The organism is Nostocoides sp. F2B08, from assembly GCF_009184895.1.
Lineage (GTDB): Bacteria > Actinomycetota > Actinomycetes > Actinomycetales > Dermatophilaceae > F2B08.
Genome location: NZ_WESE01000004.1, coordinates 360,611 through 383,210 on the forward strand (window position 1 = coordinate 360,611; position 22,600 = coordinate 383,210).

The 22,600-nt window shown below is 70.7% G+C and carries 19 protein-coding genes and 1 tRNA gene; 10 read left to right on the forward strand and 10 right to left on the reverse strand.

All coding sequences use genetic code 11. From position 1 onward, the window contains the following. Positions 1-28: 28 nt before the first annotated feature. Both GA707_RS11520 and GA707_RS11525 read left to right on the forward strand, forming a co-directional pair. The gene (locus GA707_RS11520; protein WP_152178569.1) at positions 29-745 is read left to right on the forward strand and encodes a M50 family metallopeptidase; all 717 of its coding nucleotides are present in this window, start codon (positions 29-31) and stop codon (positions 743-745) included. Positions 746-816: 71 nt separating this feature from the next. Then, on the forward strand, positions 817-2,559 hold the full coding sequence (locus tag GA707_RS11525; protein WP_152178570.1) for an NAD-dependent malic enzyme: 1,743 nt from the start codon (positions 817-819) through the stop codon (positions 2,557-2,559). A gap of 99 nt (positions 2,560-2,658) precedes the next feature. Here GA707_RS11525 and GA707_RS11530 read toward each other — a convergent pair whose 3' ends face one another. Both GA707_RS11530 and GA707_RS11535 read right to left on the reverse strand, forming a co-directional pair. After that, positions 2,659-4,443 (reverse strand): LVIVD repeat-containing protein, encoded by a 1,785-nt coding sequence (locus GA707_RS11530; protein WP_226963735.1) that lies wholly within the window; start codon positions 4,441-4,443, stop codon positions 2,659-2,661. Positions 4,444-4,751: 308 nt separating this feature from the next. Further along, complete coding sequence (locus GA707_RS11535) at positions 4,752-6,590, reverse strand: hypothetical protein (RefSeq protein WP_152178571.1); 1,839 nt, start codon at positions 6,588-6,590, stop codon at positions 4,752-4,754. A 243-nt stretch (positions 6,591-6,833) separates the two neighbouring features. Between GA707_RS11535 and GA707_RS11540 the strand changes: the two genes are divergently transcribed. Then, complete coding sequence (locus GA707_RS11540; protein ID WP_152178572.1) at positions 6,834-7,508, forward strand: DUF305 domain-containing protein; 675 nt, start codon at positions 6,834-6,836, stop codon at positions 7,506-7,508. A gap of 3 nt (positions 7,509-7,511) precedes the next feature. On the opposite strand, the gene mmuM is transcribed toward GA707_RS11540, so the two are convergent. From mmuM to GA707_RS11555, 3 genes are all read right to left on the reverse strand, one after another. Continuing rightward, positions 7,512-8,480 carry a homocysteine S-methyltransferase gene (mmuM, locus tag GA707_RS11545; protein ID WP_226963736.1) on the reverse strand — a complete coding sequence of 323 codons (969 nt, stop codon included), beginning with the start codon at positions 8,478-8,480 and terminating at the stop codon, positions 7,512-7,514. Positions 8,481-8,763: 283 nt separating this feature from the next. Next, positions 8,764-9,678 carry an ABC transporter permease gene (locus tag GA707_RS11550; RefSeq protein WP_152178573.1) on the reverse strand — a complete coding sequence of 305 codons (915 nt, stop codon included), beginning with the start codon at positions 9,676-9,678 and terminating at the stop codon, positions 8,764-8,766. Then, complete coding sequence (locus GA707_RS11555; protein WP_152178574.1) at positions 9,675-12,566, reverse strand: alpha/beta fold hydrolase; 2,892 nt, start codon at positions 12,564-12,566, stop codon at positions 9,675-9,677. The genes GA707_RS11550 and GA707_RS11555 overlap by 4 nt, the downstream gene beginning before the upstream one ends. 160 nt (positions 12,567-12,726) lie before the next feature. Between GA707_RS11555 and GA707_RS11560 the strand changes: the two genes are divergently transcribed. Beyond that, positions 12,727-12,809: transfer RNA gene (locus tag GA707_RS11560), tRNA-Leu, on the forward strand. 57 nt (positions 12,810-12,866) lie between these two features. Here GA707_RS11560 and GA707_RS11565 read toward each other — a convergent pair. Beyond that, positions 12,867-13,331, reverse strand: coding sequence for a MarR family winged helix-turn-helix transcriptional regulator (locus tag GA707_RS11565; protein ID WP_152178575.1), 465 nt, complete (start codon positions 13,329-13,331; stop codon positions 12,867-12,869). 37 nt (positions 13,332-13,368) lie between these two features. Between GA707_RS11565 and GA707_RS11570 the strand changes: the two genes are divergently transcribed. Together GA707_RS11570 and GA707_RS11575 are read left to right on the forward strand one after the other, a co-directional pair. Further along, a complete protein-coding gene (locus GA707_RS11570) occupies positions 13,369-14,673 on the forward strand; it encodes a glycosyltransferase (RefSeq protein ID WP_152178576.1) in 1,305 nt (434 codons plus the stop codon). A gap of 88 nt (positions 14,674-14,761) precedes the next feature. Beyond that, positions 14,762-15,424 (forward strand): DUF1707 domain-containing protein, encoded by a 663-nt coding sequence (locus GA707_RS11575; protein WP_152178577.1) that lies wholly within the window; start codon positions 14,762-14,764, stop codon positions 15,422-15,424. A gap of 165 nt (positions 15,425-15,589) precedes the next feature. On the opposite strand, the gene GA707_RS11580 is transcribed toward GA707_RS11575, so the two are convergent. Next, positions 15,590-16,474 (reverse strand): fructose bisphosphate aldolase, encoded by an 885-nt coding sequence (locus tag GA707_RS11580; protein WP_152178578.1) that lies wholly within the window; start codon positions 16,472-16,474, stop codon positions 15,590-15,592. Between the two features lie 170 nt (positions 16,475-16,644). On the opposite strand from GA707_RS11580, the gene GA707_RS11585 reads away from it, so the two are divergent. Together GA707_RS11585 and GA707_RS11590 are read left to right on the forward strand one after the other, a co-directional pair. Next, on the forward strand, positions 16,645-16,956 hold the full coding sequence (locus tag GA707_RS11585) for a DUF1905 domain-containing protein (RefSeq protein WP_152178579.1): 312 nt from the start codon (positions 16,645-16,647) through the stop codon (positions 16,954-16,956). An 89-nt stretch (positions 16,957-17,045) separates the two neighbouring features. Further along, positions 17,046-17,477, forward strand: coding sequence for a VOC family protein (locus GA707_RS11590; RefSeq protein ID WP_152178580.1), 432 nt, complete (start codon positions 17,046-17,048; stop codon positions 17,475-17,477). Positions 17,478-17,503: 26 nt separating this feature from the next. Here GA707_RS11590 and GA707_RS11595 read toward each other — a convergent pair whose 3' ends face one another. Genes GA707_RS11595 through GA707_RS11605 form a run of 3 tightly spaced genes read right to left on the reverse strand, consistent with a single transcriptional unit; the run spans position 17,504 to position 20,943 of the window. Beyond that, positions 17,504-17,848, reverse strand: coding sequence for an HNH endonuclease (locus GA707_RS11595; RefSeq protein WP_152178581.1), 345 nt, complete (start codon positions 17,846-17,848; stop codon positions 17,504-17,506). A 48-nt stretch (positions 17,849-17,896) separates the two neighbouring features. Then, on the reverse strand, positions 17,897-18,319 hold the full coding sequence (locus GA707_RS11600) for a glutaredoxin domain-containing protein (RefSeq protein ID WP_152178582.1): 423 nt from the start codon (positions 18,317-18,319) through the stop codon (positions 17,897-17,899). A 5-nt stretch (positions 18,320-18,324) separates the two neighbouring features. Next, positions 18,325-20,943, reverse strand: coding sequence for a non-ribosomal peptide synthetase (locus GA707_RS11605; protein ID WP_152178583.1), 2,619 nt, complete (start codon positions 20,941-20,943; stop codon positions 18,325-18,327). A 173-nt stretch (positions 20,944-21,116) separates the two neighbouring features. On the opposite strand from GA707_RS11605, the gene GA707_RS11610 reads away from it, so the two are divergent. After that, positions 21,117-21,689 carry a hypothetical protein gene (locus tag GA707_RS11610; protein WP_152178584.1) on the forward strand — a complete coding sequence of 191 codons (573 nt, stop codon included), beginning with the start codon at positions 21,117-21,119 and terminating at the stop codon, positions 21,687-21,689. Beyond that, entirely contained in the window at positions 21,686-22,564 is an 879-nt protein-coding gene (locus GA707_RS11615) for a thermonuclease family protein (RefSeq protein ID WP_226963737.1), read from the forward strand. The genes GA707_RS11610 and GA707_RS11615 overlap by 4 nt, the downstream gene beginning before the upstream one ends. Positions 22,565-22,600 lie beyond the last annotated feature (36 nt).

Genomic DNA, 22,600 nt, shown 5'->3' on the forward strand with positions numbered 1-22,600 from the left:
CAGGCGGACGGGTTAGCCTGCCTCCGCCATGGAATGGACGACCGAGCTCGCCGACCGCATCACGCCGGTCGCCTCCGCCGTGCCCCTCGAGGGGCGGCCGCTGCTCCTCACCGTCGCGCTCGCTGCCGTCGCGGTCGTCGTCGACCCGCTGTGGCGCCTGCTCCGTATCGCGATCACCCTCGTCCACGAGCTCGGGCACGCCTTCGTCGGCATCCTCGTCGGACGGCGGTTCACCGGGTTCGTCGTCCGCGGTGACATGTCCGGGCACGCGGTGACCGTCGGTCCGGCTCGCGGAGCCGGGCGGGTGGCGACGACGTGGGCCGGCTACCCGGTCCCCGCGCTCGCGGGAGCCGCGATGATCGCGCTCGCCGAGACCGGGTGGGCCGCACCGCTGCTCACCGCGGTCCTCGTGATGCTGCTCGTGGCTCTCGCGCGCATACGGTCTGTGCTGACCCTCGTCGTGATGGCGGTCGCTCTCGTGGGGGTGGGGGCGTTGTGGTGGTGGGGCGACGACGTGGTCCAGGCGCATCTGCTCGTGGGCGCGGGCATCGTCCTCGTCGTCGGCGCCTGGCGCCACCTCGGGGCGGTGCTGGCGGCCGGCGGGCGGGACCGCACCAGCGACCCCGCGGTCCTGGCCCAGCTCACCGGCGTTCCCCGGATGCTGTGGATCCTCAGCTTCGTCGTCGTCATGGCGGGAGCAACTCTCGCGGCGGGCCGAATCATCGCCGCCGGGCTCTCGCTCTGATCGGAGGCTCGGCCGATGTTCGACAGGCCACGACGTGTGTCGGCGCTCACACCTTTGGAAGACTGACCCCCATGCACTCACACGTCGCGGGCGACCCGAGCAAGCGGGACTTCGAGCAGGAGAGCACCCGCGCCGGAGCACCGATGCGGGTCCGGGCCCGCGGCCGTGCGGTTCTGTCCAACCCGATGACCAACCGCGGCACCGCGTTCACGCTCGAGCAGCGTCGCGCTCTCGGCCTCGTCGGGCTGACCCCGACCGGCGTGACGACGCTGGAGAACCAGACCAAGCGAACCTACGAGCAGTTCCGGCGCGCCTCGACGCCACTCGCCAAGTACCTCCATCTCGCCCAGCTCCGCGACCGCAACGAGGTGCTGTTCTACCGGGTGCTCACCGACCACCTCGAGGAGATGCTGCCCATCATCTACACGCCCACCATCGGTGAGGCGATCGAGCGGTTCAGCCACGAGTACAACCGCCCGCGCGGGGTGTTCCTCTCCATCGACCACCCCGAGATGGTCGAGGAGTCGCTGCTCAATTACGGCCTCGGCCCGGACGAGGTCGACCTCATCGTCGTCACCGACTCCGAAGGCATCCTCGGCATCGGCGACCAGGGCATCGGCGGAATCCAGATCGCCATCGGCAAGCTCAGTGTCTACACGGCCGCCGCCGGCATCCATCCGCGCCGGGTCATCCCCGTCGTCCTCGACGTCGGCACCGACAACCTCGGGCTGCTCAGCTCCGACCTCTATCTCGGCGAGCGCCATGCCCGGGTTCGCGGGGAGCGCTACGACGAGTTCCTCGAGCACTTCGTCACGACCGTCGATCGCCTGTTCCCGACCGCGATGCTGCACTGGGAGGACTTCGGCGCCGCCAATGCGCACCGGCTCCTGACGCGCTACCGCGACGAGTACTGCACCTTCAACGACGACATCCAGGGCACAGCCGCCGTCGTGCTCGCTGCGCTGCTCGCGGCCGTCGACATCACCGGGATGGACCTCTGCGACCACCGAATCGTCATCTACGGTGCCGGCACAGCGGGTCTTGGCATCGCCGGCCTGGTCCGCGACACGATGCTGCGCAGCGGTCGGGCCGACCGCACCGAGCAGGTGTACGACAGGTTCTGGCCGATCGGGATCAACGGGCTCTATCTCGAGGACCAGCCCGAGCTGCTCGACTTCCAGGTGCCGTGGGCCAGGTCCCGGGAAGACGTCGCGGACTGGGACGTTGCCGACCCCGACCGGGTCACGCTGCAGGACGTCATCCGCAACGTGCGCCCGACCATTCTGCTCGGCACGTCGACCCGGGGTGGAGCCTTCACCGAGGAGATCGTCCGGGAGATGGCCGAGCACTGCGAACGGCCGATCATCTTCCCGCTCTCGAACCCGACGAGTCGCGCCGAGGCGACCCCGGCGAACGTCATCACGTGGACCGACGGCAAGGCACTCGTCGCGACCGGAAGCCCGTTCGACCACGTCGACCACAAGGGCGTCCGCTACCACATCGCCCAGTCGAACAACGCTCTGATCTTCCCGGGGCTAGGTCTTGGTGTGGCTGCGTGCCAGGCGTCGCGGGTGACCGAGGCGATGATCGCCGCGGCCGCGAACGCACTGGCCGGACTCGTCAACGCCTGGCGGCCCGGTGCGTCACTGCTGCCGGGGATGAACGACCTGCGCCGTGTCTCCGCCACGGTCGCGCTCGCGGTCGCGGCCCAGGCCGAGAAGGACGGCGTCGCCCGCCGCCCGCTCACGAACCCGATCGACGAGGTCTACGGGCGGATGTGGCAGCCCACGTATGCGCCGATCGAGCCGATCTGACCACCCACCCCACTGCGGGATAGGTCGACGCCCGGCGATCACATCGGATCGCCGGGCGTCGCCGGTGTCAGCGCTGTCGTCGTGTCAGCGAGGGGGTGATCAGCCGTTGGCCAGATCGTTGAGCGCGTTCACCAGATCCGAACCCGGGAGTCCGGACTTCTTCGCGGCGTTGTCGAGCTGAGCCTTGACGGCTCGCTGAGAAGCGTTTCCCGCGTCGAGCTTCTCGGCTTGGGCGATGTGCTTGTCGACCTCGCGCAGCGCCTTGCCCGCAAGTTCGCCGGCGCGCACCGCCTGGTCGCGGTAGGCCTTGACGACGGCGAAGCTCGCTGCCAGCTCGACACGCGGCTGCGCCTGCGCGTTGAACTCGTCGACCTGCCACTCCTGAGCCGCCGCGATCTCGTTTGCCGACAGCTGGTCGCTCTCGGTGAGCGCGAAGGTGTCGAAGCCGCGGGCGATCTCGGTGCCGAAGATGGCGCCGTTGTACCAGTACGTCGACCACAGACCGCCGAGGTTGAGGTTGTTCGGGCTGGTCGGCGTCGCGATCGGGCCGCGGTCGAAGAACGCGATCTCGGTCGGGTTGGCGGTGTCGGTGAAGTCGATGACCGACGTGCCTCCCTGGTACCACGCCTGGACCATGATGTCTCGGCCCGGAACCGGCACGAGCGAGCCGTTGTGCGCGACGCAGTTCTCCTGGGTGGTCTGCGGTGCCGGCAGCTTGTAGTAGCTGGCGAACTCGAGCTTGCCGTCGACGATGTCGAACAGGGCGTTGGCGCCCCACTCCGGCTTGTCGGTTGCGCGGCACCGCGGGCTGGTGCCGCCGCCCCACTCGTCGGTGAAGATCACCTTGGTGCCGTCGTTGTTGAACGTCGCCGAGTGCCAGTACGAGAAGTTCGGGTCCGCGACCGCGTCGGTCCGGACCGGGTTAGCGGGGTCGGAGATGTCGAGGAGGATGCCGTTGCCCTGGCAGGCGCCGGCGGCCAGGCCGATCTCCGGGTATGCGGTGATGTCATGGCAGGTGTTCGTGTTCGGCAGCGGGCTGTAGGGAGTGCCTGACGGGTGAAGCGGCTGCGTCGGGCCGTTCTGAAGACCGTTCACGGCCCCCGTCTCCGGGTCCGTGAAGATCCGCGGCTGGCTGACGATCGAGGCAGTCTGCGGCGCGGCCAGCGGCACCTTGATGACGTCGATCCGCCACTGCGTCGGGTTCTCGGTCGTCGGGCCGCCGGTGCTGCAACCGGCCAGCTCGGCTGCCGACCGGATGGACGAGGTCCCGGAGTTGTAGATGTAGATGTTGTCCGGGTCGTCCGGGTCCTCGACGACGGTATGCGTGTGCGAGCCGCGGCAGGTCTGGACGCCGGGCAGCTGCACCGGGTTGTCGAGGTCGCTGATGTCGAAGATGCGGACGCCGCGGAATCGCTCGGGGTTGACCGCGCCCGGGGCGCCCTGGGTGCCGCAGTCGACTCGACCGCGGGTCTCCTCGACGGAGATGAAGAGCAGGTTGCCGAACACCGACGGGTCGCCCTGGCCGCCCGGGCAGACGAACGAGGACCGGAGCGTGGGCTCGGCCGGGTCCGAGATGTCGTAGACCTGGAATCCGTTGTAGCTCCCGACGATGGCGTGGTCACCGGTGAACGCCACGTCGGTGTTGGCGAAGCCGATCCCGCTGAAGCCGTCGACGGGCGAGTCGAAGGCGCCCGCCCGAGGCGTGGTCGAGAGCAGCTCCATGTTGCTGGCCGCGATGCCAGGGTCGAGGTACCCCGGCGCGAGCCCGACGCGAGGGTCGTCCGCAGCCGTGGCGGTCGTGCCGACGAGGGTCAGCCCGAGGGTGGCCGCTCCGACGGCGGCCAGCCCGCGCATACCCATGCGCGAGCCACGTGATGAGGTCATCTCAGCTCCTTTGATGAGAGTCCCCTGGGGGCGCTGGGTGGGAGCGCCCCCAGGGGTTTGCCTGATGAGGGCGAACCGCCGAGCAGGGCCCACGCAGGGGGTGTGGGCCCTGACCCTCTCGGTGGCGGTAGGACCGACTGTAGCGGGACGAATCTGCCGACGGTGGATCAGCGTCGCTTCGATTTCCGTCGTCTTGAGACTGCTGCAGAAGTGGATCCGTTGCGACGGAGGACAGCACCCGGCGATCGCAGATCGCCGGGTGCTGTCCGTCTCAGCGCTCGTTCAGCGCTCTTTCAGGCCGCGGTCTGTCAGCGCACGCTCTCCCAAAGAGCCTGAGCGGAGTCGACCACGGCGGCGTTGTCGCCGGCCTTGCGGATGGCGTTGTCGAACTGGGCCTGGACCGCGCGCTTGTTGGCCTTGCCCTTGTCCAGCAGCTTCTCCGCCGTGGCGAGGTGCTCACGCACCTCCTCCAGCGCGTCGCCGGTCAGGGTGCCGGCGCGCTCGGCCTGGTCCACGTGGGACCGGACGACATTGAAGCTCGGCGCGTGGTCGTACCGGGCCTGACCCTGGACGTTGATCTCGTCGAACTGGATCTCCTGGGCGGCGGCGATCTCGTTCGCGCTCATCTGGTCACTGGCGGTCAGCGCGAAGGTGTCGAAGCCGCGACCGATCTCCGAGCCGTACATGTTGCCGTTGAACCAGTAGGTGGACCAGTGGCCACTGGTCTGCAGCGCGGCGGGGTTCTGCGGTCCTCGGTCGAAGAACGCGATCTCAGTGGGGTTCTCCGTGTCGGTGAAGTCGAAGACCGACGTGCCACCCTGGTACCACGCCTGGACCATGACGTCGCGACCCGGGACCGGGATGAGAGAGCCGTTGTGGGCGACACAGTTCTCCTGGTTGGTCTGCGGGACGGGAAGCTTGTAGTAGCTCGCGAACTCCATCTTCTTGCCGTCAGGCGTGTCGACGATGTCGAAGAGGGCGTTGGCGCCCCAGTTGACCGGGTCCGTTGGCCGGCAGCGAGCACCGGTGCCGCCGCCCCACTCGTCGGTGAAGATCACCTTGGTGCCGTCGTTGTTGAACGTGGCCGAGTGCCAGTACGCGAAGTTGTAGTCCTCGACGGCGTCGATCCGCTTGGGGTTGGCCGGGTCGGAGATGTCGATGAGCAGGCCCCAGCCCTGGCAGGCGCCGGCGGCGAGACCGATCTCCGGGTAGAGGGTGATGTCGTGGCAGCGGCTGGCCTGGGACCGGGACTGGGCACCGGGGGCGCGGCCGGACTCCTCGTCGTAGGCCGGCTGGCGGCCCGAGCCGGGCAGCCCGTTGAGCGCGCCGCTGGCGAAGTCGCCCTCACAGCTGTTGTCGCCGCAGACCGAGAAGATCCGGGCGTTGTTGACGACGCTCGCGGTCTCCGGCGCGTCGAGGGGGACCTCGATGACCTGGATCGCGAAGTTCGTCGTCGTCGGGTCGGTCAGGCTGCTGTTGCCGTTGCAGCCGGGCAGCTCGGCCGCCGAGCGGATCCCGGCCGTGCCGGAGTTGTAGATGAAGATCGACTCGGGGTCGTCACCGGGAGGCACGAGCAGGCTGTGGGTGTGCGAGCCGGCGCAGGTCTGCACGCCGGGGAGCTGGCGGATGTCGTCCAGGTCGCTGATGTCGAAGATGCGGACACCGCGGAAGCGCTCGGGGTTGACCGAGCCGGAGGCACCCTGGGTGCCGCAGTCGATCCGACCGCGCGACTCCTCGACGGACATGAAGAGCAGGTCACCGTAGATGGACAGGTCCCCCTGACCACCGGGGCACACGAACGCCTTCTCCAGGACGGGCGCCGCCGGGTCGGAGATGTCGTAGATCGTGAAGCCGTTGAAGTTGCCCACGAACGCGAGGTTGTCCTTGAACGCCGGGTCGGAGTTGGCGAAGGACAGGCTGCCCAGGTTCGAGGGGTTGAAGAACCCCTCTGGCTTGGGCAGGTTGGCGAGCAGCTCCATGTTGCTGCTCGCGCTCTGGGCGTCGAGGAGACCGCCTCCGAGTCCGATCCGGGGGTCCGCCTCGTCGGCCGCGGTAGCGGTCGCTCCCACGAGAGTCAGTCCGAGTGTGACCGCCCCGACGGCGGCCAGCCCGCGCATACCAGCGCGCAGGCGTGACGATCTGGTCATGCCAGCTCCTGTCGTTTGTGTCCTCCGGGGGCGCAGGGTGGAGCGCCCCCGGAGGGTGGTGCCTGATGATGTGTACCGCCGGCCGTCGACCCGCAGGGGGCACGTTTCGCCAGCCGATGAGGTGGCGGTGCCGGAAATCTACAACGGACGGAATACGAAAGGTAGGGTTAGGTCCTCATCAGTTTTCGAACCTGCCCAAGCGTGCAACTGGCGCTTTCCGGTGGCAGGCCCGTGGAGGTACTCGTGCAGGGACTCAGTCTGTGCATGGCCGCCGGCGTGATCGCGGCGTTCGCCCTGGTCGGATGCTCGTCCGGGTCTGACGACTCGACACAGCGCGCGGTGTCGACGGCACCCGTGGTCCAGCTCGGCGCACCGGGAGAGTCGAACACGACCCTCGGCCCCGACGACATCGCCGCCATCGAGGCGCCAGGACACGTCGAGGCCGACGTGACCTTCGTGCGCAACATGCTCTACCACCACGACCAGGCGATGACCATGACGGCGATGGTCGACGAGCGGACCACGTCCCGCGACATTCGGCTGCTGTCGGGGCGTATGGCGGCGACCCAGGAAGGCGAGATCGAGCAGCTCGAGAACTGGCTCGCCGCCCGCAACGAGACCGTGCGAGATCCCGCGGCCGGCGATCACGGGCACGCGGACATGGACGGCATGCAGGGCATGCTCACCGACGAGGAGCTGGCTCGGCTCGAGGCCGCGGAGGGCGGCGAGTTCGACCGGCTCTTCCTCGAGCTGATGATCAAACATCACGAGGGTGCGATCGCCATGGTCTACGACCTGTACGGCTCGGGTGGCGGTCAGGAGTCCGAGGTCGACTCCATCGCGCGGCACGTCGACTCGGACCAGAGCATCGAGATCGGCCGCATGCAGCGCATGCTCGCCGCGCTGGGCGAGGGCTGAGCCTCAGCCGAAGGGACCGACCTCGGCCCGAGCCCGCACCGGACGCGAGCGCACCCAGCGAGGTGCCGACTTCTGCAGGCACGCCGAGAGCGTCGCGATGTCGGCGGGACTCACCCCGCAGCAGCCGCCGATCGCCTTCGCTCCCGCGCGCCGCCACATGCCCATCATCGGCAGGGTGAAGGTCGGCTCGCCGACCCAGGTCCGGCTCCGCGGGTCCCAGGTCCGCCCCGAGTTCGGGTATGCGACGAGCGGCTTGTCGGTCACGCGCCGGGCGACCTCGAGGCCGGGGAGCACGTCCTCGGGCGAGCAGCAGTTGACGCCGACCGCGATGATCTCGTCGACCTCGGCGGCCATGGCGAAGGCCTCCTCGAGCGACTCGTCCGCGCAGGTCCGGCCGCCCTTCGTCGACAGACTCAGCCAGGCCGCATGGCCCGTGCCGGAGATCTCCGCGCAGAGCGCCTCGACCTCGGCCAGGCAGGGGATCGTCTCGATCGCGAAGAGGTCGGACCCGGTTGTCGCGAGCACCTCGAGGCGGGGACGGTGGAACTGCCGCAGCTCGGCAGCGGTGAGGCCGTAGTCGCCGCGGTACTCGGACCCGTCGGCCAGCGCCGCGCCGTAGGGCCCGACGGATGCGGCGACCAGTCCGTCCTCGGGTCGGACCTCGTCGCGCGCAGCCATGGCGAGGCTCACCGAGCGCCGGATCAGAGTGGCGGCCTTCTCGCGACTCAGGCCGGCGCGCTCGAAGCCCTCGAACGAGGCTTGGTACGACGCGGTGATCGCAACGTGGGCACCAGCCTCGAAGAACGCCTTGTGCGCGGCGGTGATCGCCTCTGGTTCATCGGCGAGCAGTCGAGCCGACCACAAGGCCCCGGACAGGTCGTAGCCCTGGGCCTCGAGCTCGGTCGCGAGGCCGCCGTCGAGCACGGTGATCGAACGCGAGAAGCGCTCGGCCAGGTCGTTCAGGTCATCCACCCCTCCACGGTAGACGCGTCCAGCGGCGATCCGACAGCGGCCCAGCCGTTCGGTGGATGAGTTCGAAAGTGCTCGACCCGCGACGCGGGTCGTCCGGAGAGTCCACCCCGCCCGGCCCCCGCCACTTCCTGTCAATAGGACCGAAACGGCGAACGGTCCATCCGTCCGCCCAATCCACCCCGTCCGCCACTTCCTGTCAATTGGACCGAAACGGCGAGCGGTCCGGCACCTCAACCGGGTCCGGCCGGGTCAGATCCCGCTGATGGACGGTGGTGGCGAAGACTCAGCTGAGGATGTCCTTGCGGCGGAAGACCCTGTAGCCGAGCACGACGAAGATCGTGAAGTAGAGCAGCGACCAGAGCAGCCCGCGTTGCATGCCGGTCCAGTCGGGGTCGGTCGTCGTGAGCAGCTCGAGCCACTCGCGCCCGTAGTGTCCGGGCAGCGCCTTCCGCCAGTCGCCGAGGGCGTCGATCGAGTCGAGGATCCCGGCGACGATGTAGACCATCAGCGCCGCACCGACGGCCGCGAGTGGGGTGTCGGTGCGCACTCCGACCAGGAACGCGATGCCGGCGATCGGCAGGGTCGCGACGAAGACGTAGCCGATCGCGATCGCGATCCTGGACCAGAACGTCGCCGAGTCCAGCTCACCGCCGCCCGGGATCTGGTAGTCCGACATCCCGTAGACGAAGCCGCCCAACAGCAGAGACCACAGCGGCAGGAGGATGGTCGCGACGGCGAGCGCGGAGAGCCCGACGAGGAGCTTGCTCGTGAGGAGGCGGGCGCGCCTGACCGGCGCGGTCAGCAGGTAGCGCAGCGAGGACCACGACGCCTCAGCGGGAACGGGGTCGCCGACGAGCAGGGCCGCGACGATGTAGAGCAGCAGCTCTCCCGAGACGAGCAGCACGAAGACCGAGAAGTTCGGGCCGCCGGAGGTCGCGATGTCGACGAACCGGGTGCCCTGCTCCCCGCGCGATGGTCCATCGTCGAGCGCGAAGGCGGCGATGAAGATCACCGGCAGGACGACGAGGATGCCGAAGATCCACTGGGTGCGGCGGCGGGTCAGCTGCCGCGCCCACTCGGCCGCATACGACAGGGCACCGTGCCGATGCTCCTGCTGCCCGCTCGGCTCGCGAGCAGAGGCCGCGGGTGCACCCTCGGCGGGCACCCGGTCGCCGGACGTCTCGGTGAGGTCGCTCATCGCGCGCGCACCTGCCTCAGTCGCTCGATCATGGACTGCCCCGCTCCCGGGGCGGACGCGTCGGCCCCCTGGGCACCGGCGATGACGCCGAGGAAGACCTCCTCGAGGTGGCGACGGCTGCCGACGGCGAGGACGTCGAGGTCGGCGTCCAGGGCGGCCCGGACGACCTCGGCACGCGGCCGGTGGGCGACGATCGTCACCTTGGCCACGTCACCCTCGTCGATGACCTCCACCTCACGGACACCAGGAGTACGGCGCAGCGCCTCCAGCGCCTCCTTCGACGGCGCCTCGGGCACGTCGATGACCGTCGTGTCCTCGCTCGCGACGAGGTCGTCGACCCGCCCAGCCGTGATGACGCGCCCCGCGTGCATGACGACGACGTGGCTGCACGTCATCTCGACCTCGCTGAGCAGGTGCGAGGAGACGACCACCGTGCGGCCGGTCGCGGCATACGCCTGCAGGATCGGGCGCATGGCGGCGATCTGCGGCGGGTCGAGGCCGTTGGTCGGCTCGTCGAGGAACAGCACGTCGGGCTTGCCGAGCATCGCCTGGGCGATGCCGAGCCGCTGCTTCATGCCGTGCGAGTACGTGCGCACCGGCCGGTCGAGTGCGCCGCCGAGGGCCGCGACGTCGAGCACCTCGGCGAAGCCGGCCTCCTCGCTCGGGCGACCCGTGGCCCGCCAGTACGCCTCGAGGTTCTGCCGGCCCGTCAGGTGCGGCAGGAATCCGGGGCCCTCGACGAGCGCGCCGACCTGGCCGAGAACGGCCGCGCCGGGCGTGATCCGGTGACCGAGCACGTAGACCGCGCCGGAGTCGGGAGAGATGAGCCCGAGCATCATCCGCATGGTCGTCGTCTTGCCGGCACCGTTGGGGCCGAGCAGGCCGACGACCTGGCCACGCTCGGCGCGCCAGCTGACGTCGTCGACGGCGCGGTGTCCGTCACCATAGGTCTTGACGAGGTGGTCGACGACGAGCGGCACGTCGGCCAGGTCCTCACGCCACGGCGCCCGCGAGCTCTGGTACCGCCGGTAGCCGGCCGCCGCGGCGACGGCGAGCAGCAGGGCCAGCAGCACTCCCCCCACGAGCAGCGACTCGGTGTCGGGACCGTCCGCGCCGGCGGCCACGACCGGCTCACCCTCGGCGACCGGGAGCTCCAGACTCGCCGCCGCGAGGTCGACGAGGTCGACCCGGACGTCCCTCGGGCCGGCGAACGCGTTGTCCGTCGTCGTGAGCAGGACCCGCCAGCGGCTGCCCTCCTCCATGACGTAGGTCGCGGGCGGCAGCACGACGGTGACCTCCTGCTCCTCTCCGGGAGCGCCGGTCAGCCGCACGGGCGAGACGAGCGTCCGGGGCTGGCTTGCCGTGCTGCCCTGGACCTGCCAGAGCGAGGCGAAGAGCACCTGCTCCTCACCGGACGAGGTGACGCTCAGCCGCAGGCGCGGTGACCCGACGGCCACCAGCCGCTCCTCGGTCACGACCGTGTCGAACGCGCCGGAACTCCCGGGGAGCGCCGCGAGAGGATACGTCGGCAGGCTCCCGAGGCCGGAGAGCCCACCGAGTCCGGGCAGCGACGTCATCGACGCCGGTTGTCCGCCGGGCGGGGTGACCAGCCGCAGCTCGGGGTTGGTGCGGCGGAAGTCGAGGGTGACCCTCTCGCTCGGGTCGGCTCCGCGCAGACCGGGGTATGCGTCGAGCCGCTCGAGCGGGGCCGTCGCCTGACGCCGGGCGAGCGGGAGGGCGTAGGTGAACGCGTCGACGGGCAGTGGCCGGGTCGCCGCCTCCTCGACCGGGAGCTCGGGGTCGAGGTAGGTGTCCATCCAGGCTCGGCTCGCATCCTCGTCGTCGGCGGCCGTCGTCGACACGCCGTCGTGGCCGCCGTCCGTCCACCGGATCGCGAGTGGCGCGCCGGTCTCGGCGATGAGGCGGGCGTTGGCGTCGGACTGGTCGAGCCCGAAGAGCGAGTCGTTCATGCCCTGGATGAGCAGCGTCGGCGGCATGCGATCGCCGATCACCTCGGCGGGAGAGTTGGCGCGCAGCCGCTCGAGCAGCTCCGGTGTCGGCTCGCCGGTCTCTGCGGCCTGGGTGAGCCCTTCGCAGAGCTCGGCCTCGAACCGCCCGCACAGCGGGTCGCCGCCCTCGACCGGTCCCCCTGCGAGCGCGGTGCCGAAGAACCGCGAACCCCAGAGCTGCTTGAAGACCCCCGGGATGTCGGTCGGCTCGAGCGCGGCGGGGGTGGGTCCGGCTGCGGCGGCGGTCGCGCTCTGGGTGAACAGTGACTGGGCGAGGTCGTTCCACGTGATGAGGGCGACGGTGGCGTCGATCCGCTCGTCGAGCGCGCTGCCCATGAGGGCGGCGGCCCCACCGTAGGACCCGCCTGCGATCCCCACCCGCGGGTCGCCCGCCGTGTCGAGGACGACGTCGTCGCGCTCGGCGAGGTGGTCGACGAGGGTGGATACGTCGGCGACCTCGAGGCCCGGGTCCATGAGGTGGATCCGGCCGCCGGAGTCCCCGAATCCCCGCGCGGTGTAGGCCAGCACGACGTACCCGGACCCGGCATACTCCTGGGCCTGGGTGCGCAGGCTCTCCTTGGAGCCGCCGAACCCGTGGGCCAGGATGAGCGCGGGGTGCGGTCCGTCGGAGTTGTGCGGGAGGTAGAGGTCGGTGTCCAGCTCGACGGGGGTGCCGTCCGGCTCCGCAACGGTGGGTATGCGCTCGGTCACCGGTTCGATGTCCGGCACCGTGGTCTCGTCGGCCGGGGTCGACGTGACCGGTGCGAAGTCCTCCGGCGAGGGCTCGGCGGAGGCGAGCGGCGCATACGAGAGGAGCAGGGCCAGCGCGGAGATCGCCGCAGCCCACAGGGCCCGTCGGGGATGGCGGGCGCGGGACATGCCCTCAATCCTCGCCCACTGCGCGCTGGCTCCGTGCGCCGACCGGAATCCGGCGGTGGCAGGGTGACGCAGAGAACATCCGGCGTTTGGTGCTCCCGGCCGGCGTGAGGCACACTAGGGACGCTTCCGGGACACCCCTGCATCGTTCCGGAGGCACCACGCGCAAGTGGCGGAACGGCAGACGCGCTGTCTTCAGGTGGCAGTGTCCTTATGGGCGTGGGGGTTCAAATCCCCCCTTGCGCACTCGCTCCGAACGCGCCGACCCCGAGGGTCGGCGCGTTCTGCGTTGCAGGTCGGGCCTCAGCCTCCCGCGGAGACCAGATCACGGAGCAGCCGGTTGAGCAACCCGACGGTCTGGCGCTGTTCGTCCTCGGTCAGCGCCGCCATCCACTCGGCCACGATCGCGTGGTCGCCGAGATCACGGGTCTCGAAGACCTCGCCGACCCGCGGCGTCGCAGTCAGCCGTCGGACGCGACCGTCCGCGGCGTCGGCGACGACCTCGAGCATCCCCTTGCGCTCCAGCACCGCGACGATCTGTCGCACGTTCTGGTGTGACGTGCCGAGAGAGCGGGCGGCGTCGCCCAGCGTCGGCGGGTCGGCGCTGTGCGCGACGAACGTCAGGACGCCCGCTTGCTGCGTGGTCAGGTCGACCGCGGCGAGCCGCTGGTCCATTCGGGTGCGCAGGTGGGTCGCGAGGGTCAGGACGAGGCGGAAGAGCTGCACTGCGGGCTCCGAGCCGAGAGAGGGGTTGACCGATGACGTCATAGGTAATATCTTACCTAAATCCTGAGGAGGTGTCGCGATGATCCTGTTCCTGCCGAACTGTTCCTTCCTCTCCGAGGTCTCGCGGGCTCTGGAGATCGCGGCGGCGTTGCGCGCTCGCGGTGTCGAGGTGGCGTTCGGGAGTCGCGGCGGCAGATACGGTCACCTCATCGAGTCCGCGGGCCTGAGCGTCGCTCCCCTCGAGCCGGCGGTCACGCCGCAGACCGAGGCGGACTTCCTCGCCGCGATCCTCTCCATGGGCCCCCGCTCCAGTCGCGACTTCTATCGCGACGACGAGCTCCGCGCGGCCGTGGACGCCGAGGTCGACCTGATCCGGCGGGTCGGTGCGGATCTCGTCGTCACGGGCTTCACCTTGTCGGCCTACCTGTCCACCCGGCTGGCCGGGGTGCCGTTGGCGACCGACCACGGCGGGTCCTTCGTTCCTCCGGTGCTGGCGCACATGCTCTGCCCGGTCGCCGTGAACCCGCCGGACCCGAGCCTCGCGAAGCTCCCGCACCGGGTCCAGCGCTGGATGGCCAACCGCGCGCCGGGCTTCATCCACGGGCCGGTGGACCAGCTCAACCGACACGCGCGGGAGCGCGGAGTCGAGCCCCTGCCGAGCATGCTCGGGCTGCTCTGCGGCGACCTCACGCTCGTCACCGAACTCCCCGATGTCCTGGGACTCGCGGCCGACGACCTCGAGTCATGGCGACCCCGGTGGCCGCTGCGGGTTCGCAGGGGCACGACGTTCCGCTACACGGGACCGCTCTACGCGCGGCTCGACCTGCCCGTCCCACAGGACGTCGAGGCCTTCCTGCAGACCGACGCACCCGTTGTCTATGTCGCGCTGACGTCGGTGAGCGAAGCCCTCCTGCGGCGCGTCGTGGCGAGCGCTCAGCGCACGGGCCACCGTGTCCTCGTCGCGGGCGGGGAGGGGCTCGTGGACGACCTCGCCGACGACCGCACGCTCGTGACCGGCACCCTGCCCAGTCACGAGGTGATGCCGCGGGTGGCGGCGGCGGTGATCATGGGGGGCCAGGGCAGCACCCAGACGGCGATGGCATCGGGCACGCCGTTCGTCGGGCTTCCGTACCACGGCGAGCAGGAGCTGAACATCGCCGTCGCGGAGCGACTCGGGGCGGCGGTGCGGATGTCTCCGGAGGCGGCGGGCTCGACGGAGCTCACCGAGGCGATCGCCCGGCTGGCCTCCGATCCTGCCTTCGCAGTCGCCGCGAGTGAGGTCTCGAGACGGTATGCGGGGGTCGACGGCGGCGCGCTGGCCGCCGACGCCATCGTCGACTACCTGAGCACCGGGCGCCCCCATCGGTCACCTGTGAGCGCCTGAAGGTCCTGGCCTTCGAACGCCACACCCGAGCGGAGGGGCAACTCCACCATCTCCAAGGGCCAGCCACCGCCCACGTATCCTCGCGGGTATGAGTCTGGACGACCCGGCCCGCCCGCTCGAGGACGCCGACCGCCGAGCCGCGATCTCGAGGCTGCGGCGTGCCGCCGAGGACGGCCGGCTCGATCCGCACGACCTCGACGAGCGGGTGGCGCGCGTGAACCGGGCCCGGCTCGTCGGCGAGCTGAACCAGGCCTTCGCGGGGATTCCGCCCGAGCCGAACCGAAGCCCGACCGTCTGGCCGACCGGCCAGGCCGCGCACCCGCCGACCGGTCCCGTCGTCCAGACGCCGTCGCTTCCAGTGCCCGCGGGGTACAGCCCCGACGACCGGCTGTCACTCTCGGCGGCGATGTCGGACGAGAAGCGCCGCGGGCGGTGGACGCTGCCGCCGTACATCCGCGCCCACGCCGGGCTCTCGAACGTCAAGCTCGACTGTCGCCACGCCGAGGCCGCGGCCCCGGTCATCGACGTCGAGGTGGGCATCGGGCTGGGCAACGTCGTGCTCGTGCTGCCCCCGGGGTGGGCAGTCAACGCCGATCGCCTCGGCAAGGGCATCGGCACGGTCAAGCTGCGCGTTCCGAACGTCGCGGCCCCCGGCTGCCCGACGATCGTGCTGCACGGCCAGCTCGGGGCCGGGACCCTCGTGGCGCGCGAGGAGAACTGGGTCGAGCGGCGCTTCCGCAAGGGCGGCTGAGCCGGTCCGGTAGGGTCCGGCAGTCCCGGCGGCTCGTGGGGTGTCGCTCTCGTTCTCGTTGTCGTTCTGCGAGAGCCGGTTGTGTCGTGGAGACACGCTGATACACCGGGCCGGCCATCGGCGTGTCTCCATGACACAACCTGGCGCAGACGGGCAATCCAGGCCTCAGGTCGCCGAGGCCTCGGCGATGCTCCTGATCGACGCGTCGAGCATGGCGTCGAACTCCTCGTCCGACTGCTGTGCGCTCAGCCCCTCGGTCAGTGCCCGCGAGAAGCTCGCCACGACACCGTGGTTGCGCGCCAGCCGGGCGTTGGCCTCCTCGCGGCTGTAGCCGCCGGAGAGGAACACCACCCGCACGACGTTCGGGTGCGCGACGAGGTCCGCGTAGAAGTCGTCCTCCTCGGGAGGGGTGAGCTTGAACATCACGAGGTCGTCCGGACCCAGGGTGTCCAGGCCCGCGTGCAAGGCCTCCTTGAGCTCGACCTCGGCCTCGCGCTTCTGCGGGCTGTGGATGTCGATCTCCGGCTCGATGATCGGCACGAGGCCGGAGGCGATGATCCGCCGGGCCACCTCGAACTGCTGGGCCGCCACCGCGGCGACTCCCGCCCCCGGCAGCAGGATCACCGAGCGCATCTTCGTGCCGAAGATGTGCTTGTCCACCGCGCGGGCGAGTAGGGCGTCGAGGTCGGGCATCGGCTTCATCAGCCGGGCGCCGTGCTCCTCGTCCTGGAGTCCCTTGTCCACCTTGAGGATCGGCACGATGCCCTTGACGTCCCAGAGGTAGTCGGCGGTCGGACGCCCCTCGACCTCGCGGTCCATCGTCATCTCGAAGAGGATCGCCGCGAGGATCCGCTCACTCGTGAAGACCGGAGACGTCATGATCCGCGTGCGCATCTCGTGCACGAGGTCGAACATCTCCGCCTCGGAGGCCCACGAGTCCTCGGGAACCCCGTAGAGCCGCAGCGCCTTGGGGGTGCTGCCGCCGCTCTGGTCGAGGGCCGCGACGAAGCCGGCCCCCCTCCTCATCCGTTCCAGCTGCTCGCTGTTCATCTCATCACTCCTCATCTCGAGGCTACGCCTGCCGGGCTACGGGTCGGAGCGCTCGGTGAGGGGATTCACGCAGCTGAGTCCGCATGACCCGATCGTTGGACGCCGGTGGGGATCGGCGGCGGAGGGGCGCAGCCCGTTGCCCTGTCGGCCGGCCCGGCTACCGTCCTGTCATGGACAGCGCTGTACCCCACAGGTGGGAGGTCGCCGCCACGGTGTGGCAGTGGCAGGGCGGCAACTGGTTCTTCCTCACGGTCCCGCACGACGTCAGCGACGAGATCGCCGAGGTCACCGAGGGTCGCTCGGGCGGCTTCGGGTCGGTGCGGGTCGAGGTCACCTGCGGGGCGACGACCTGGTTCACCTCGCTGTTCCCGAGTACGGAGGCGCAGGCCTACGTGCTCCCCCTCAAGAAGGCCGTCCGCACCTCCGAGGGCCTCGACGCCGGGGAGACCGCCCACGTCGCGCTGCGACTGGTGCACCAGTGAGGGCACGTGAGGACATGGCCGCTGGAGGGCGGGGCATTGACGCGAGGGCCCGCAGAGGGGACCGTGGACCGATCGACGAAGGAGTCCCGATGAGCGACCACACACCCACCGATCCCGCTCAAGACGACAAGGGTGCGCTGCCCGGCACCCTCGACCTCGGCGCGTTCTCGGTGTCCCTGGCCGTCGCCGACCTCACGGCGTCGCGCGAGTTCTACGAGCGACTGGGCTTCGTCGTCACCGGCGGGGGGACGGAGGAGAACTTCCTCATCCTCAAGAACGCCGAGACGACCATCGGCCTGTTCCACGGCATGTTCGACGCCAACATCCTGACCTTCAGCCCGGGCCTGGCGCCCACGATGGAGCAGCTCGACGAGTTCACCGACGTCCGTCGGATCCAGGAGCATCTCGACCGGGAGGGCGTCGAGCTCACCCAGCGCGTCGATCCGGAGACGAGCGGCCCGGGGCACATCACCCTGACCGATCCGGACGGCAACCAGATCCTCATCGACCAGTTCTTCTGAGGCGCAGGCTCACCCGAGGCGCATGGTCACTCGCTCGTGAGCTCGGCCTGGATGCGAGCCAGGGTGGAGAGGAACAGTCCCTCGTCGAGCCGCTTGCGTCGCAGCCACCCCGTGACCTCGGCGTTGCACTTGCTCATGTTGCACGACCCGCACGCGGGCACGACGTTGGCGACCGTGTAGCGACCACCGCGCGAGATCGGGAGGACACAGTCGCGCTGCAGCGGCCGGTCGGTCGCGCCGCAGTACGCGCATCCGCCCCAGGCCGCGACCAGGGCCGCCCACTGCGCGTCGGTCAGGTCGTTCTCGACCCGAGCGAGCCGACGACTTCGACGCCGCGCGGCACGTTGGGCGCGGGTGCGGGTGGCTGCCATGAGCCGACGGTAGCGACCGGTTCGTGTGCCGCCGTGGACCCACACCGGTCAGCGGGTCAGCCGCTCCAGGACGAGGGTCGGGTCGGGGTTGGTCATCGGCTCACTGTCGATCACAACGGTGGGGACGGTTTCGTTGCCGTCGTTGACACTGCGCACGTATGCGGCGGCCGCCTCGTCCTGCCAGATGTTCACCCACGTGGCCTTCCGTCCCGACCGGCCGAGCCGGCCGCGCAGCCGTGCGCAGAACACACACCCCGGACGCCAGTAGACGACGACCTGCCGCTCCTCGGCCGGGCGCGCGACGACGTCCTCGTGCCGGGCCGTGCGCCCGCCCTGCAGCGGGCTGAGCCACCACGCCAGCGCCAGACCGAGCGCTCCGTAGCCGATCGCCGCGATCCAGTCCGAGGTGACCACGGCCTCGACGACCACCGCCGCCGTGACGGCGAGGATGACGATCCAGAGCCAGCGCATACCGATCAGGGTAGGCGAGCGCGGAACCGCAGGCCGTGCTGCGCCCCTATCCGGGAGCGGACCATCGACCACGAGCGAGTGAGTGGCCCGGTCCACAGCCACCAGTACGCGACGCCGAGGGCGAGAGAGCCGGCGAACGCGAGCAGCGGCCACTCCCAGAGCAGCTCGAGCGCCTGCCAGTGGATGACGTAGACGTAGAGCGAGGCCGCGGCCAACACCTTGAGGGCCGGCACGAGAACGGCCGGCACCCGCGAGCGCGGCACCCAGAGCAGCACGAGCACGACCGCCAGGGTCAGGCCGTCGCGCTTCGGGTTGCCGGAGAACTCGCCGATCATCCACCACGCGGCCACCGAGGCCACCAGCCGCTGCGGCACGGAGCGTGCCCGGGCGAGCGCCCAGCCGAGGAGGACGAGGTGGAGGACGACGAGGGCCGAGCCGTGCATCCGCGGGACCGGCAGCCCGGGCCAGTTCGCGGTGAAGACCCAGTATGCGGTGCTCGCCAAGGCCAGCGGCCACAGGAACGGGAGGCGCCCGTCGACTCGCGCCAGCAGCCGCGACCGGGTCAGCGCCGCCACGACCAGCAAGGCGACCACGAGGGCCTCGATGAACCAGAACCGCCACGGCGGTCCCAGAGCCGCCTCGCCGAGGACCCAGTTCAGCAGGACGAGGTTGCGCGGCTCGTACCGGTCGAACAGAAGATGCATGACGACGATCACCGCGAGCGTCGGAGCCGCAATCCGCCCGACCGCGGCGAGTATGCGCCGGGAACGTTCTCGTGGTTCGTCCCCGGAGAGCTGGAACCGGGCCAGTTGGTAGCCGGCGATGACGAGCAGTGCGTTCGCCGTGCCCTGCAGGGTCACGACACCGGCGTGGGTGCCGACGATGAGCAGGATCGCCACCGCCCGCAGCCAGATGCTCGTCTCGATCGTCGGCCAGCGCAGCCACCGGTGGAGTCGGTGCGGCGGCGTCGCGGGCTCGTCGGCGGCTGTCGCGAGGTCCGATGCGGTGCGACCGGTGAGGTCCGCGAGCGCGGCCACCGTCATCAGGTGCCAGTCCTCGGGAAGTCGGCCGAGCACCTCCTCGAGCCGGACCGACGCCTCGACATAGGACAGCGAGTCGCCACCCAGCTCGACGAAGGTCGCGTCCGGGCCGACATCGACGGCGAGCACGTCGGCATAGACGGCAGCCACGGCGTCGATGCCCGAGGAGTCGATGCCAGAGGAACCTCCGGCAGCGACCGATCCCCGGAGTGCTGTCCCGTCCGCCAGCGCGAGGACGGCGGCGTAGTCCGGCTTGCCGTTGGACAGTAGGAGCGGCTCGTCGACGGCCACGACCCGCACCGCGTCACGCGGGATCCGGCACCGGCGGACGACGGCTCGGCGGACCGACTCGAGTGCCGGAGCCGCGACCGGCCCGGGCACGGCGATGCCGATGAGCCCGTCCCGGCCCGCGACGCGCACGCCGGGGGTGTCCTGCGCCAGTCGCTGCTCGAGGGCGTCGAGGTCGACGCGGTGGCCGAGGACCTTGACGAACCGCGCCCTCCGGCCGGTGATCCGCAGCAGCCCCTCCTCGGTCAGCTCGCCGAGGTCGCCGGTGCGCAGCTCGGCCACCGACCGGCCGAGCGCGAGATCGGCGGTCTCGCGCGCATACCCGAGCATGACGTTCGGCCCGCGGAAGACGACCTCGCCGTCCTCGATGAGGATCTCGCCGCCGGGCACCGCCCGGCCGACCGTGTCCGGATGGGTGAGCGCGAGGTCCGGCGGCAGGGTGGTCATCCGCGCGGTCGCCTCGGCCTGGCCGTACATGACGACGAGGTCGAAGCCGCGCCGGCGACCGAGCTCGGCGAACCGGCGGACCCGGTCCGGGTCCATCCGGCCGCCCGCCTGGGTGAGGACCCGCAGCCGTGCTGGTAGCTCACGCTCGGCGAACCCGCTGCGTTCGAGCAGCTCGAAGGTGTGCGGGACGCCCGGGATGGTCGTGACGCCGGCGGCCTCGGCCGCGGCCCAGAAGCACGGGTCGACGACCGAGGCGCCGGTCAGCAGGACCGACGCACCGACGGTCAGGTGCGTCGTGAGCACCGACAGTCCGTAGCAGTAGGTGAGCGGGAGCGTCAGGGCAGCGCAGTCGTCCGGGCGGATGGCCAGGGCGGTCGAGATCTGCCGCGCGTTCGCCGCGAGGTTGTCGGTCGAGAGCCGGACCAGCTTGGGCGATCCGGTCGAGCCGCTCGTGCTGAGCAGCAGCGCAAGATCCGGGTGGAGGTCATACCCCGGCTCGGTGCGCCGCAACTCCACCCCGGCGGCGTCGAGCACGATGTCCGGGTCGTATGCGCGACGCACCTCCGCGGCCGCGTCACCGCTGGGGGTGAGCAGGACGACGTGCCCGGCGGCCTGTGCCGCCAGCAGGGCGACGACCGTGTCGACGTCGGCGGTGCTGCCGCCGACGACCTGGACCAGGCGCCGGGGACCGGCCAGGTCCCGGGCGCGCGTCTCGACCCTGTCACGGAGCTCGGTGTAGGTCACGATGCCACCCGGCGCGTGCAGGGCGACGCGGTCGCCGAAACGGCTCAGCGCCGCCACCCAGGGCAGCCTGGTGGGGAGGGCGACGGCGGGCTCGCTCAACGACACGCGGGACAGTAAATAAGGTTTGCCTTACCTAACGCAAGCCTCCGGTGAGCTGCCGGGGTCCTCGTGGTGGGCCGTCTCAACCGTTGCTGATCGGCGGGACCCGTCGCCGCGCCTGTCGAGCGCGCCTGTCGAGCGCGCCTCCCCAGAGCGACGGCGACGACTACGCTCGAGATATGCCGCTCGACCCGGGCAGCCGTCTCGACTCGGTCCCGTCACCCTCACTGCGGTCGGTGACCGTTGCCGCGGGTGCGGCGTTCGTCGCGATGACCGTGCCCATGCAGCTGTGGGAGCGGAGGATGCGCGCGACCGGTGGGCCGGGCATCGTCCGGCTGCAGTTCGCGGGCGAGCCGTCCACCGCATACTCGCTCCTGGACAGATGGGGGCCCGCGGGGCGGAGGGCTGCCCGGCAGCAGACCTGGGCCGACTTCGCGTACCTGAAGACCTACGCCTACGCGGGGGTATGCGGTGCCGAGCTGCTCCGTCGCCGCACCTCTCCCGGGACCCGCTGGGACCGGTCCGGTCGAGTGGTGCGCTGGCTGCCGGTGATCGCGGCGACCTTCGACGCGGCCGAGAACGTCCTTCTGCTGCGGACGCTGGCCGCGTCGGAGCGCGGTGAGCCGTTGGACGCGGCTGCTTTGCGGGTCACCCGGGCGGCTGCCGGGACGAAGTTCACCCTGCTCCTCGGGAGCATCTGCTGGGCCGTGGGGGCGGCCACGATCGGCACCCGGTCGAACCGGGGCCGATGACGCGGATCTCGCCCGGCCGCCTCGTCGGCCTCGTCGTCGCGGTGCTGCTCGGTGTGCTGGTGTACCGCGCGCTCGGCGTGGGTCAGGCCGAGCCCTCTCCGGTGCCCCCAACGGAGGTGACGGCGGAGGTCGCGTCCACCGCGACACCGGCGCCCGTCGAGTCGGGTGCGGCCGGAGCGGACGCCACAGCCGGCCCGACGGCGGAGGCGACGACCGGGAGCGGGACACCGCCTGTCGAGCCGGCCGACCCACAGGCCGGGGGAATCGTCGTCCCGGTGGTCGGTGTCGTCGACGGCGACACCCTGCGGGTCCGGGTGGACGGTGTCACCGAGCGGCTTCGGGTCATCGGGCTCGACGCCCCCGAGCTCTCCGGCGGCGAGTGCCTCGCGCAGGAGGCCGCGAGCAGGATGCAGAGCCTCGTGCAGAGTCGCGACGTCCGCATCGTCGCCGACCCGAGTCAGGACGACCGCGACGTCTACGACCGGCTGCTGCGCCACGTGTGGACCCTCGACGGCCGCAGCGTCGCACGCGAGCTGATCGCCGAGGGCCTGGCGCGGGAGTACACCTATGCCGCGCCCTACGACGGCGTCGCCGAGCACCGGGCCGCGGAGACCGAGGCGATCGAGGCCGGCCGTGGCATCTGGGGTCCGGCGTGCTCATCCCCTGCCCAGGCGCCGGTGGCACCTGTGGCACCGGTGGTGCCCCAGGGGCAGTGCGACATCAAGGGGAACATCAACCGCGAGGGCGAGCGGATCTATCACGTGCCCGGACAGCGCTACTACGACGACACCGTGATCAGCGAGGAACGCGGTGAACGCTGGTTCTGCACAGAAGACGAGGCGCGCGAGGCCGGTTGGCGCAAGGCGAAGGTCTAGGACACCGGATCGATGGCCTCCTCCGTGAGGCCGGCC